Consider the following 12,265-nt stretch of genomic DNA (forward strand, 5'->3'; position numbering starts at 1 on the left):
TCAGGCGCGTCGCTGGCACTTCGGGCAGAAGTGGCTCGAGCGGTTGGTGAACGAGACGCGGACGATCGGACGGCCGCATCGGGGGCAGGGCTCCCCGGTGCGGCCGTACGCGTTGAGCGAGTGCGCGAAGTAGCCGGCCTGCCCGTTGACATTGACGTACTGAGCGTCGAAGCTCGTGCCGCCCTCGGCCAGCGCCTTCTCGAGCACGTGGCGCACCTCGACGAGCAGCCGGTTGACGGCACGCGTTGTGAGTGCGCGCGCCGGTGTCTCGGGATGGATGCGCGCAGCCCACAGGGACTCGTCGGCATAGATGTTGCCGACGCCGCTGATCACCGTCTGGTCGAGCAGCACGCGCTTGATCGCCGAGTCCTTCCGCGCGAGCGCGCGGCGGAAGGCGGCATCCGAGAATGCCGGATCGAGGGGATCGCGCGCGATGTGCGTCACCTGGGAGGGGACGGATGCCGCGGCCAGGCCGTAGCCGCCCGCTGCACCGTCGGGCGTCGGCACCAGGTCGTCGATCGCGAGCGAGCCGAAGGTCCGCTGGTCGGCGAAGACGACGGCGAGCTCGCCGTGGACCGGGTGCGCGATGTCGAGACGCACGCGTTCGTGGCGCTCGGTCGCGGCTCCCGGCGTACGCAGCAGCAATTGCCCGCTCATTCCGAGGTGCGCGACCACGGCCTCGCGAGACTCGTCCGCGGCGAGCGACGCGAGCGGCAGCCACAGGAACTTGCCGCGCCGCGCCGCGCCTTCGATGACTCGGCCGGTCAGCGTGGCCTCGAACCCCGCCGCGTCGCCGGTGTGGCGCGTCAGGGCGCGTTCGTCGAGCACGGTGGCGCCGAGGACGGTGGCGCCGGTGACCGCGGGGGCGAGACCGGCGCGGACGACCTCGACCTCGGGCAGCTCAGGCACGACCGCTGAGCTCGCGCCAAGCGCTCAGCGCGGCGGCCATCTCGGCCTGCTTCTTGCTCGAGCCCGTGCCGTCGGCCGTGACGTCGCCGACCAGCACCGTCGCGGTGAAATGACGGTCGTGATCGGGACCCGTGGAGCTCACCGAGTACACCGGCGGCAGCAGGCCGCCGCGTGCGGCGAGCTCTTGGAGGCTCGTCTTCGGGTCCATCGCCGCGCCGTAGCGCTCGGGGTCGTCCAGGAGCGGCTCGACCAGTCGCAGCACGAGGGCGGTGGCGGCTTCCGGTCCTGCAGAAAGGTACGCCGCGCCGAGTATGGCCTCCATCGTGTCGGCCAGGATCGAGTCCTTGTCGCGCCCGCCCGTGAGGTCCTCGCCGCGGCCGAGCAGGATGTGATGGCCCAGGCCGATGCCGCGGGCGATGTGCGCGAGGGCGACCGTGGACACCACGGCGGCCCGGCGCTTCGCGAGCGAGCCTTCGTCGAGGTGGGGGTGCGCCGTGAACAGCCGCACCGTCACCGACAGACCGAGCACCGAGTCGCCGAGGAACTCGAGCCGCTCGTTGTGCGGCACCTGACCGTTCTCGTACGCCCACGACCTGTGCGTGAGCGCCAGCGACAGAAGCTCGGGGTCGATATCGACTCCGAGCTTCTGCGTGAGTTCTGCGAGCGCGGTGCGCTCGGCAGCGACGTCGGTCACGTCAGGCCGTGCGCGACGATCAGACGTCGGCGACCTTGCGGCCCTTGTACTCGAGGAACAGCTCCGTGCCCTGCGAGTCGGTGACGACCTTCGCCTGGTGCGGACGGCTGTAGACGACCTTGCCGTTCTCGACCGTCTTGACGAGCGTGGGGGCCTCGGCCTTCCACTGCGCGCGACGCGAGCGCGTGTTGGAACGGGAGACCTTCCGCTTCGGGGGGTTGCCTGCCATAGCTTGCTCTCTTCTGTGTTCTCGGCGCCGGGTCAGCCGCGGGAGCGCGGTGAATCGTCGTCGTGGTCCGTGGTGAAGCCCTGGAGCGCAGCCCATCGAGGATCGAGGGGCTCACGCTGCTCTGACCCGGTGCTCTCGGTCAGTCGCTTGCCCGTAGCCGGATCGAGGCCGGGGCAATCCGGCTGACACACCGGCTGAAACGGAAGCGCCAGGACGACCGCTTCCCTGACCAGAGTTTCAAGATCCACGTGGTCGTCTTGAACCTCGAAGTCAGTTTCTTCCTCCCCAGGATACGCGAAAAGCTCCTGAAACTCGACTTGGAGCCCCTCGGCGATGTCGGTGAGGCATCGGCTGCAGATGCCGGTGTACTCGGTGTCGATGTCGCCGGTGACGAGGATCCCCTCGTGGACCGACTCCAGTCGGACCTCCACGACGACGGGCTCGCCCTGTTCGACGGCGACGAGTCCTTCGCCCCACTTCTCGGGCGATGGGACCTCGAGCGTGAACTCGCGCATCTCGCCGGAGCGGTGCACGATGTCTCTGACCGGGATCACGAAGGGTCCCGTCACATGCTTTCTGGCCACGATCACCCATCGTACCGGCGTCGTCGCGGGCAGGGCGCGCCCGAGGGTGCCTGAGCGTTCAGATGCCGCGTGCGCCGGTGTCGAGGAACCGTGCCACGGCGGGCGGGACGAACGGCGTGACATCGCCGCCGAGTCCGGCCACCTGCCGCACCAGCGAGCTGGACACGAGTGCGTGAGCCGGGTCCGGCAGCAGGAACACCGTCTCGACGTGCGCGAGATGGCGGTTGACGATGGCCATCGGGGTCTCGTAAGCCACGTCGACCTGTGAGCGGATGCCTTTCACGAGCACGCTCGCACCGACATCCGTCGCGTAGTCGACGAGGAGGCCCATGCTCCACGAGGCGACGACGACGTCGCCCTCGATGTCGGTCTCGGCGATGGACTGCTCCAGCAGCGTCTGGCGCTGCGCGATGGGCAGCATGGCCTCCTTGCCCGGGTTGTGCACGACGAGCACGTGGAGCTGGTCGTACAGTATCGCCGCCCGTCGGATGACATCGAGATGACCGAGGGTCGGCGGGTCGAACGACCCCGGGACGACGGCGATCCGGCTGCTCATGGGCCCAGCCTAACGGGACGCGGGGACCGCTCCGGTCGCACGTCAGTTCTTGGCCAGCGCGGCGCGCTCCGCCATTCCGACGCTGCGCTCAAGCGCGGCAGCCAATCCGGTGTGCCGCTGCAGCGCGGGATCCTCGGCCAGCACGTGCTCCGCCGCGACTCGTGCCTCGGTGATGATGTCGGCGTCCTTCACGACCCGCAGGAGCCGCAGCGACGACCGCGCCCCGGATTGGGCGTCGCCCAGCACGTCCCCCTCGCCGCGCAGTTCCAGGTCGACCTCGGCCAGGGCGAACCCGTCCAGAGTCGCCGCCACGGCCTCCACCCGCTGCCGAGCGGGACTGGCCGGCGGGGCCTCGGTGACCAGCAGGCACAGCCCCGGCACGCCCCCGCGGCCGACGCGTCCCCGCAGCTGATGCAGCTGCGACACCCCGAACCGATCCGCCTCGAGGATCGCCATCGTGGAGGCGTTGGGCACATCCACACCCACCTCGACCACCGTCGTGGCCACGAGCACGTCGATGTCGCCGCGCGCGAACGCCTGCATGACGGCATCCTTCTCATCCGACGGCATCTTGCCGTGGAGCGTCCCCACGCGCAGCGACGCGAACGCGTCGAGCCGCGACAGCAGATCCGCCACCTGCACGACGCCCCACCGCGTGCGGGTCGCCTCACCGGCGCCGTCGGGGACGGGCTCGTCGGCGGTGTCGTCATTGGTGAGCGCCTCGGCATCGATCGCCGCACACACGACGAAGGCCTGACGCCCCTGTGCCACCTCTTCGGCGATGCGATCCCACACGCGGGCGAACCACCCGGGCCGCTCGGCCAGCGGTGCGACGAACGTCTCGATCCCGGCACGGCCGGCCGGCATGGTGCGGATCGTCGAGACATCCAGATCGCCGAACACCGTCATCGCGACCGTGCGTGGGATCGGCGTCGCGGTCAGCACCAGGACGTGCGGCGAGGATCCCTTCGCGCGCAGCGCCTCGCGCTGATCCACGCCGAACCGATGCTGCTCGTCGACGACCACCAGCCCGAGATCTGCGAACGTCGTGCTCTCACTGAGCAGCGCGTGGGTGCCCACCACGATCCGCGCCTGGCCCGACGCGGCGCGCAGCGAGGCCTTGCGGCGCTCCGCCGCCGTCAGCTGCCCGGTCAGCAGTGTCGGCATGAGCTCGGGGGCCAGCTGGGGCCCCAGCATCCGTGCGATCGACCGCACGTGCTGCGCGGCGAGCACCTCGGTCGGCGCGATGAGCGCTGACTGCCCGCCGTCCTGCGCCACCTGCAGCATCGCGCGGAGGGCCACGAGGGTCTTGCCCGAGCCGACCTCGCCCTGCACGAGCCGGTTCATGGGCCAGTCGCCCTGCAGATCGCGCTCGATCTCGGCGCCGACGTCGACCTGATCGGGAGTGCGTGCGAACGGCAGCGCGGCGTCGAAACGCTCGAGGAGCGAGCCGGGCGCACGCCGGGTCGCCGAGAGGGCGCGCACGAAGGCGCGCTGCTGCAGCAGAGCGACCTGCAGCACGAAGGCCTCCTGCATCCGCAGCGTGTCACGAGCGGGCTCGATCTGGTCGAGCGAATCCGGCCGATGGATCCGCTCGATCGCGGTCCGCGCCTCGAGCAGGCCGTGCCGGGCGCGAAGCTCATCGGGCAGCGGATCGGGCACCGGGCCCAGCCCGTCGAGCACGATCGCGACGATCTTCTGCAGCTGCCAGCTCGAGACGGTGCTCGTGGCGGGGTAGATCGGAATCGGCAGGTTCGCCGTCGCCTCGGCGGTCAGGCGGGCCGTCTCCTCATCGTCGAACAGCTGGTAGTCGGGGTGCGCGAGCTGCTTCGAACCCCGGTACTCCCCCACCTTGCCCGCGAAGATCCCGCGCCGGCCGGGCTGGAGATCCTTCACGCGCCAAGCCTGATTGAAGAAGGTCAGCGAGAGATCCCCATGACCGTCGCTGATGACGACTTCGAGCAGCGACCCGTTCCGGTTCTTCATGCGGCGCTCGTTGACCCTGCGGACCTCGGCCACGATCGTCACCGGCTCGCCCACGGGCAGCGACGAGATCGGGGTGAGCTCGCCCCGCCGTGCATAGCGGCGGGGATAGTGCATGAGCAGGTCGCCCACTGCCTTCATGCCGAAGGCGCGTTCCAGCGCCGACGCCGTCTTGCCGCCGACCGCCCCGTCCAGGCGCGAGTCGAGCGTGAAGGACGTCATGCGACGAGTCTAGATTCCGGGGCGGACCCCCGTCGCTCAGCCGAAGATGCCCTGGACGATGTCGGAGAGGAACGCCCGTCCGTTGCGATTGGCCGTGGACATGTAGATCCAGACGTCGTCCCGTGCCACGATCATCTCCTCCGTATCGGCGCCCTCACCCGGCAGGTCGCAGAACTGCGCGCCGAAGTCCTCGGCCGGCTGGCACGTGTACCCCTCCGCGGGCAGCGTGGTGAGAGCTTGGGTCACCGCGTCCGCCGAGGCGGTGCTGATCAGAAGCAGCAGACCCGTCGCGTCACCGACGATCCAGTCGCACCCGAGCGCGAGCGTCGCGCCTTCCGGCGCGGGACGCACGAATCCCTCCCCGTTGCTCTGCAGCGTCATGTCGCCGACCGTCTCTTCGCGCGTCTCCGCGGCCCCGAGCGCCAGGCAGTCGGTAGGCAGATTCGCCGGAGCGGGCTGGTCACCCGTCGGCGTCGGCTCAGCGACGGATTGCTCGGGCTTCGGCGTCGACACGCTTGCCGATGGCTCGCCGCCCGGCGGCGTCTCGCTCGCACAACCCGACAGCGCGGCGACGGCGACGACAGCGCCGACTGCGAAGGACACGAACCTGGTACCGCTCTTGATCATCTCGACCCCCGACGACTGGTGATTCCCCCGCCGCTGATCATAGGGTGCGGGCCGGGCCGCACCCGCGTGCACCCGCGGACCCGCGCGTTCCGCCGATATCGTGAGAGGGTGACCCGCATCATCGCCGGACGAGCCGGATCGATCGTCCTCGACGTTCCCGATGCGGGCACGCGGCCCACGAGCGACCGGGTGCGCGAGTCCCTGTTCGGCGCCCTCGAATCGGCGGATCTCGTGCGGGGCGCGACGGTGCTCGATCTGTATGCCGGTTCCGGTGCACTCGCCCTCGAGGCGATCAGTCGCGGCGCTGTCGCCGCCGATCTGGTGGAACGCTCGCCGCGCGCGGCGACGGTGGCCGAGCGCAACGCGGCCCGCGTGGGCAAGGCTGTCGGGCGGAATGCCGTCATCCGGGTCCATCGTGCGTCTGCCGACGCGTTCCTCCGCACGACGAGCAATCGCTACGACATCGTGTTCCTCGACCCTCCGTACGACGTGGCCGAAGCCGAGCTCGCGGCGACGCTCGGTCTGCTCGTTCCCGTCCTGGCCGAGGACGCCCGCGTCGTCGTGGAACGCGCCTCGCGGTCACCGCGGCCGCAGCTGCCGCCCGGCCTGGTCGCGACTCGCGAGAAGCGCTACGGCGATACCACGCTGTGGTGGTCGGCGACGCTCGACTGAACGCCCACGGGATCCCCCGCCCACACATCGGGGCCGGTGAAGCCATGGTCGCGCGTGATCGTCAGGCGACCCGTCGAGGACAGCTCCAGACGGAAGGTGACGGCATCCTGCAGCGTGCGCAGGTGCGCGACGTAGGCGTCCGCCACCCAGCCGCCGGCGATCACGAAGCGGTCTCCATACCAGAAGCCCCGTCGGCCGGGCCTGTCCCCCAGGCGCGCCGCCGTCCATCTGTCGGGCACGACCGTCAGCTCGGCGCCGTCGAGGGTGAGGGTGTCGCCCGCGATGCGCAGGTGCGCGATCGGCCCCTCGTAACGGAACTCGGCCGCGTCCTCACGCAGCTCTCCTCCGGGCGGAGCGATCGTCAGATGCGTCGGCACCGCCGTGGGTGCCTCCTGGGTGTCCCACGCCGGCATCAGCTCGCGCCAGATCGCCTCCAGCGGCACCTGCATGTCCGCCAGACCACCGGACATCGCGATGACGGCGTCGTGCTCGGGCATGACGACGACGTACTGGCCGAACGCGCCGTCCGCACGGTACGCATCGTGCCGGCACCGCCAGAACTGGAATCCGTAACCGCGGTTCCAGTCCCCTTCGCCGGTGCCGTTCGAGATCTGCGCGCTCGTCGCAAGGTCGATCCACTCCGCGGGCACCAGGGTGCGACCCTGCCACCGTCCGCGCTGCAGCAGCAGCTGACCGAAAGCCGCGAGCTCCTCGGCACGCAGCATCAGCCCGAACCCGCCCGCGTCCACTCCGGTCGGGCTCTGCTCCCACCACGACTCGTCGAAGCCGAGCGGCTCGAACAGGCGCGGCCGGAGGTAGTCGTTCAGCCGCAGGCCCGTCCGGCGCTGCACGATCTCGGACAGCGCGTAGGTCGCGGGCGTGTTGTACAGCCAGTGGGTGCCGGGGTCGTACGCCAAGTCGGACGCGAGCAGTGTCGCTGACCAGTCCTCGCCCCAGTCGCGAGGCTCTTCGGCATGGCCGGTCGACATCGTGAGGAGGTGCCGCACCCGCAGGGACGCGAGCCGGTCGCTGATCACGGCGGGCGCGGCATCGGGCAGGAGGTCGATCACGCGGTCGTCGAGGCCGAATCGACCCTCGTCCACCGCGAGCCCCACGGCCATTGCGGTGAAGCTCTTGCTGACCGAATACAGCGCGTGCGGAAGCTCGCGGTCGTACGGCGCCCACGTGGCCTCGGCGACCACATGGCCGTGACGCACGACCGTCAGCGTATGGACGTGGTCGATCTCATCGAGCGCGTGCACCAGCCGGGCGAGTGCGGCGGAGGGCACACCCTGATCCTCGGGGCGCGAACGCGGCAGCAGCGTCGTCATCAGGTCAGGCTAACGTGCCCCGACGTCGGACGACGTTCTCACCCGCTGCGGCTGTCCCAGTCCCGGTACGGGTCCCATCCTCCGGGCCCGCTGGGCGGCCGGCCGTCGACCAGCACCGCCGTCTCGCCGCGTGCCGCGATGCTCCCGATCCGGTGGAAGCCGTGAGGCAGCGCCACGTCGCCGGGAAACGTCGCGAGGAGCGCGTGATCCTCGCCGCCCGTGAGCGCGCTCGCCGGATCGGGACCGAGCGTGGCGGTCTCGATCGAGACGGTGACCCCGGATGCCTCGGCGAGGCGTGTCGCATCGAGCACGAGCCCGTCCGACACGTCCATCATGGCGGTCGCACCCGCGGCCGCAGCGGCGGGGCCCAGTGCCACCGGCGGAGTCGGCCGCAACTGGGCCGCGAGGTCGCCGCGCTCGCCGGGCGTGAGCGTGCGCTCGTCGAGCGGAACCGGACGGCCGGCGCCGTCGGTGAAGCGTTCGAACAGGACGCGCAGGCCGCGCGCCGCGCGTCCGAGCTCGCCCGCGAGTGCGACTGCGTCCCCCGGCCGCGCGCCAGAGCGCAGCACCGGATCGCGCCCCGCGAGCGCGCCCAGGGCCGTGACCGCCACCGTGAGGGTGTCCGACACGGTCAGGTCCCCGCCCTCGATCGCGCATCCAGGGGCCAGCTCACGGCACGCCGCACGAAGCCCGTCGGCCAGACCGGTGACGAACGACACGCGCGTCGACTCCGGCATGGCGAGGGCGACGAGCAGTGCCGTCGGCGTCGCGCCCATGGCGGCGACGTCGGCGAGGTTCACGGCCGCCGCCTTGAAGCCCAGATCGAACGCGCTCGACCATGCCAGGCGGAAGTCGGGACCGTGCACCAGCGTGTCGACGGTGGCGACCACCCGGCCGTCGGCCGCCGCGATCACCGCGGCATCGTCGCCCGGGCCGACGAGCGCGGCCGAGGGACCCACCCGCTCCAGGATGCGACGCAGGATCTCGCCCTCGCTGAGGTCGCCCACCGTCGGGTCCGCATGCTCGTCGATCACGTCTCCACGCTACCCGGGCACGCCGGGTTAGCCTGGACGGGTGCGCCTGTCCTCCCTCGCCGCCGCGGCCTGCCTCGCGGTGGCCGCCGGCGTCCTCGCCGGCTGCTCGACGACCGTCAATCTCGAGCCCGCCGAGAGCGCGAACGACCCGGCGTGCGCCGAAGTGAGCGTGCGCCTTCCGGGCACGGTCGCCGAACAGCCGCGACGCTGGACCGATGCGCAGGCGACCGGAGCATGGGGCGAGCCGTCCGCGGTGCTGCTGAGATGCGGCGTCACGCCGCCGGGGCCGACCGAGGCCAAGTGCATCACGATCGGGGGTGTCGACTGGATCGTCGACGAGAGCCAGGCGCCGCGCTACCTCGTCACGACCTACGGGCGTGTGCCCGCGGTCGAGGTCTTCATCGACAACGAGGTCGTCTCGCCCAACGACGTCCTCGGCGATCTCGGCGGAGCCGTCGCTGCGGGCACTCTGTCCGAGAGCGAATGCACGCTCACCGAGACGCTCCTCCCCGAGAGCTGAGCCGGCGAAGACGGCTCAGGCCGCCGCGCGTTCAAGCGCGATGTCGACGAGCTCCGTGATCAGCTCGGGGTAGGTCATCCCTGACGCGATCCAGCACTTCGGGAACATCGAGATGGGCGTGAAGCCGGGCATCGTGTTGAGCTCGTTCACATAGAGCCCCTGCTCGGTGAGGAAGAAGTCCACGCGTGCGAGCCCGCGTCCGTCGACGGCTTGGAACGCCCGGATCCCGAGTTCCTGGATCGCCGCGATCTCGGCCTCGGTGAGATCCGCCGGGCACACGACATCCGCCCCGTCTCCGCCCAGGTACTTGCCCTCGAAATCGTAGAACTCACGGGTCGTGAGCACGATCTCGCCGGGCAGTGACGCACGCGGAGCGGCACCCGCGCGCCCCTCCAGGATGGCGACTTCGATCTCACGACCGACGATCGCGGTCTCGATGAGCACCTTGTCGTCCTCGGCGAACGCCACCTCGAGAGCGGCGTCCAGCTCGGACGCGTCGTGCACCTTCGACACGCCGACACTCGACCCGGCGCGAGACGGCTTGACGAACGACGGCACACCCAGTGCGGCGGCATCCGTCCTCACGCCCGACGGGTCGGATTCCCAGCGGGAGCGGGTCACCGTGACCGACGGGGAGACCGGGACGCCCGCGGCGGCGAGCACGATCTTCATGAAGTGCTTGTCCATGCACAAGGCCGAATCCAGCACGCCACCACCCGCGTAGGGGATGCCCAGCGTGTCGAAGAATCCCTGCACCGTGCCGTCCTCGCCATGCACACCGTGCAGGATCGGCAGGACGACGTCGACACGACCGAGCTCGTCGACGGTGCCATCCGCCCGGCGGACCCGCAGCCCGCGATCGCCGCCGCCTTCGGGCCACAGCACGCGAGTCCCGTTGTCGGCCACCTCGGGCAGCCGCGCGGCATCGAGGGCGAATTTCGCCGGATCGTCGTCTTCGAGGACGAACACGCCGTCCCGCGTGATCCCGATGGGGATCACGCGGTAGCGGTCACGGTCGATCGCCTGCAGCACCCCGCCCGCCGTTGCGGAACTGATCGAGTGCTCGCTGGAGCGACCGCCAAAGAGCACCGCCACCGCCGGCCTGTCCATTCTGCGTCCTCTCGCCCTGGGGGGTGTCGTCGTCTGTCGTGAGGTGGGGCGCGATGTCGCGCGGGTTCATGGTGCCGTCGAGCACCATCTTGACCTGTTCCACGATCGGCATCTCGACGCCGACCTCGCGCGCCAGCTGAAGGATCGGTGCCACAGAGGCCAGACCCTCGGCCGTCTGGTTCATTTGCTTGACGACGTCGTCGTAGCGGTAACCCTGGCCGAGCAGGCGTCCGGCGGTGTTGTTGCGGCTGAGCGGCGACTGGCAGGTCGCGATGAGGTCGCCGAGGCCCGCCAGACCCTGGAGTGTCTCGGGCTGCGCCCCGAAGGCAACGGCGAAGTCGGTCATCTCGACGAGACCCCGCGTTATGATCGACGCCTTCGTGTTCTCGCCGTAGCCCACGCCGTCGACGATGCCGATCGCCAGCGCGATGGCGTTCTTGAGCACCCCGCCGAACTCGGTGCCGATGACGTCGGTGTTGACGAACGTGCGGAAGTACCGGTTGCGGGCGCGCCGGGCGACCGCTTCGGCGGTCTCCTGGCTGGTCGACGAGATGACGGCGGCCGTCGGCTGCTCGCGGGCGATCTCCAGGGCGAGGTTCGGACCCGAGGCCACGGCGATGCGAGCGGGATCGCAGTGCAGTTCCTGCTCGATCACCTGGCTCATGCGCAGGCCAGTCCGCCGTTCCAGGCCCTTCATGAGCGAGACGATGGGAACGTCGGTGCGGGCGACGAGCGGGCGTACCGCCTTCAGGTTCTGCCGCACCGCCTGGCTCGGGATGGACAGGTAGATCTGCTCCGCGCCCTCGAGGGCATCAGAGAGGTGATGCGTCGCGTGCATCGACCGCGGCAGGTTGATCCCGGGGAGGTACTCGCTGTTGCGCTTGGCTTCCTGGATCTCGGTGGCATGCTCGGGCCGGCGGGCCCACATGATCACATCGGCCCCGCCGTCGGCGAGGATCTTGCCGAACGTGGTCCCCCAGCTGCCCGCGCCGATGACGGCGACGCGAGGACGCGCGGCATCCTGTCTACGACTCAAGGCGACCCGTCTCCTCCTGGCCGTGCGCGGCCGGATTCCAGCGCTGTGCGGGTGCGGGCTCGCCGCGAAGCTGCGACAGCAGTGTCGCGATCTCGGACATGATCTCGTCGGTGGCGGCCGCGAGGGCGACCGGCTGCCCGGCAGCACCCTCGATGGCCTGCACGTCGATCGCATCGCCGAAGATGACCCGCACCCGCCGCCGCAGCGGCCATAGGCGGAGCTTGCCGTAGCGCGGCAGGATCTGCTGCGAGCCCCAATGCGCGACGGGGATCACGGGGATGTTCCCGGCGAGCGCCAGTCGCACCGCGCCGGTCTTGCCCCGCATCGGCCACAGGTCGGGGTCGCGCGTGAGCGAGCCCTCGGGGTAGACGATCACACCGCGCCCGTGCCGGACGAGCTCGCGAGCGCTGTCGAGGGTCTGCTTCGCACCGCTGCCCGAGGACGCACGTGAGACCGGCACCATTCCCGTCCGCCGCAGCGCCCATCCGAGCACCGGCACGCGGAACAGGCTCTCCTTGGCCATGAAACGCGGCGCACGACCCAGCCGCCACACCGCGACGGCCACGACGAGCGGGTCGATCTCGCTCATGTGATTGGGCGCGAGAACGTAGGCCCCTTCGCGGGGCAGCTTGTCGCCGTTGACGATCTCGACCTTGGCGAGCAGTCCGAACAGCGGGACGACGATCGCCGCGAGCGGCCAGAACACGCTCGGCCGAGTCTTCTCGCGCGAGGCGCGGGGTTGCGAGGCCACCACCGCG

Annotated in this window: 14 protein-coding genes; 2 read left to right on the forward strand and 12 right to left on the reverse strand. The window is 70.6% G+C overall.

Going from position 1 to position 12,265, the window contains the following annotated elements:
• The 7 genes from mutM to HF576_RS17745 all read right to left on the reverse strand — a co-directional run bounded on the left by mutM (position 1) and on the right by HF576_RS17745 (position 5,780).
• A complete protein-coding gene (gene mutM, locus HF576_RS17715) occupies positions 1-909 on the reverse strand; it encodes a bifunctional DNA-formamidopyrimidine glycosylase/DNA-(apurinic or apyrimidinic site) lyase (RefSeq protein WP_168914156.1) in 909 nt (302 codons plus the stop codon).
• Positions 902-1,603, reverse strand: coding sequence for a ribonuclease III (gene rnc, locus HF576_RS17720; RefSeq protein WP_168914157.1), 702 nt, complete (start codon positions 1,601-1,603; stop codon positions 902-904). Before rnc ends, mutM begins: the two co-directional genes overlap by 8 nt.
• A gap of 19 nt (positions 1,604-1,622) precedes the next feature.
• Positions 1,623-1,832: a 50S ribosomal protein L32 gene (gene rpmF / locus HF576_RS17725; RefSeq protein ID WP_127818873.1), complete on the reverse strand. Its 210-nt coding sequence runs from the start codon at positions 1,830-1,832 to the stop codon at positions 1,623-1,625.
• Positions 1,833-1,864: 32 nt separating this feature from the next.
• Entirely contained in the window at positions 1,865-2,347 is a 483-nt protein-coding gene (locus HF576_RS17730; RefSeq protein WP_205835454.1) for a YceD family protein, read from the reverse strand.
• 127 nt (positions 2,348-2,474) lie between these two features.
• On the reverse strand, positions 2,475-2,972 hold the full coding sequence (coaD, locus tag HF576_RS17735; protein ID WP_168914158.1) for a pantetheine-phosphate adenylyltransferase: 498 nt from the start codon (positions 2,970-2,972) through the stop codon (positions 2,475-2,477).
• 42 nt (positions 2,973-3,014) lie between these two features.
• Positions 3,015-5,177 (reverse strand): ATP-dependent DNA helicase RecG, encoded by a 2,163-nt coding sequence (locus HF576_RS17740; RefSeq protein ID WP_168914159.1) that lies wholly within the window; start codon positions 5,175-5,177, stop codon positions 3,015-3,017.
• A gap of 36 nt (positions 5,178-5,213) precedes the next feature.
• A complete protein-coding gene (locus HF576_RS17745; protein WP_168914160.1) occupies positions 5,214-5,780 on the reverse strand; it encodes a DUF3558 domain-containing protein in 567 nt (188 codons plus the stop codon).
• A gap of 132 nt (positions 5,781-5,912) precedes the next feature.
• Here HF576_RS17745 and rsmD point away from each other — a divergent pair, with 132 nt between their 5' ends.
• A complete protein-coding gene (gene rsmD, locus HF576_RS17750) occupies positions 5,913-6,476 on the forward strand; it encodes a 16S rRNA (guanine(966)-N(2))-methyltransferase RsmD (RefSeq protein ID WP_168914161.1) in 564 nt (187 codons plus the stop codon).
• Here the strand turns inward: rsmD and HF576_RS17755 are convergent.
• Positions 6,434-7,807 carry a serine hydrolase domain-containing protein gene (locus HF576_RS17755; protein ID WP_168914162.1) on the reverse strand — a complete coding sequence of 458 codons (1,374 nt, stop codon included), beginning with the start codon at positions 7,805-7,807 and terminating at the stop codon, positions 6,434-6,436. The genes rsmD and HF576_RS17755 overlap by 43 nt on opposite strands.
• Before the next feature lie 38 nt (positions 7,808-7,845).
• Positions 7,846-8,841 (reverse strand): thiamine-phosphate kinase, encoded by a 996-nt coding sequence (gene thiL / locus HF576_RS17760; protein ID WP_168914163.1) that lies wholly within the window; start codon positions 8,839-8,841, stop codon positions 7,846-7,848.
• A gap of 40 nt (positions 8,842-8,881) precedes the next feature.
• Between thiL and HF576_RS17765 the strand changes: the two genes are divergently transcribed.
• Positions 8,882-9,361 (forward strand): DUF3515 family protein, encoded by a 480-nt coding sequence (locus HF576_RS17765; protein ID WP_168914164.1) that lies wholly within the window; start codon positions 8,882-8,884, stop codon positions 9,359-9,361.
• 15 nt (positions 9,362-9,376) lie between these two features.
• Here HF576_RS17765 and HF576_RS17770 read toward each other — a convergent pair whose 3' ends face one another.
• From HF576_RS17770 to HF576_RS17780, 3 genes are read right to left on the reverse strand one after another with little or no spacing between them, the layout of a single operon-like run.
• Positions 9,377-10,471: a D-alanine--D-alanine ligase family protein gene (locus HF576_RS17770; protein ID WP_168914165.1), complete on the reverse strand. Its 1,095-nt coding sequence runs from the start codon at positions 10,469-10,471 to the stop codon at positions 9,377-9,379.
• Positions 10,371-11,507, reverse strand: coding sequence for an NAD(P)H-dependent glycerol-3-phosphate dehydrogenase (locus HF576_RS17775; protein WP_168914166.1), 1,137 nt, complete (start codon positions 11,505-11,507; stop codon positions 10,371-10,373). Before HF576_RS17775 ends, HF576_RS17770 begins: the two co-directional genes overlap by 101 nt.
• A complete protein-coding gene (locus HF576_RS17780) occupies positions 11,497-12,258 on the reverse strand; it encodes a lysophospholipid acyltransferase family protein (protein WP_343234336.1) in 762 nt (253 codons plus the stop codon). The genes HF576_RS17775 and HF576_RS17780 overlap by 11 nt, the downstream gene beginning before the upstream one ends.
• Positions 12,259-12,265: the final 7 nt, after the last annotated feature.

This window comes from Microbacterium salsuginis (genome assembly GCF_012524205.1).
Lineage (GTDB): Bacteria > Actinomycetota > Actinomycetes > Actinomycetales > Microbacteriaceae > Microbacterium > Microbacterium salsuginis.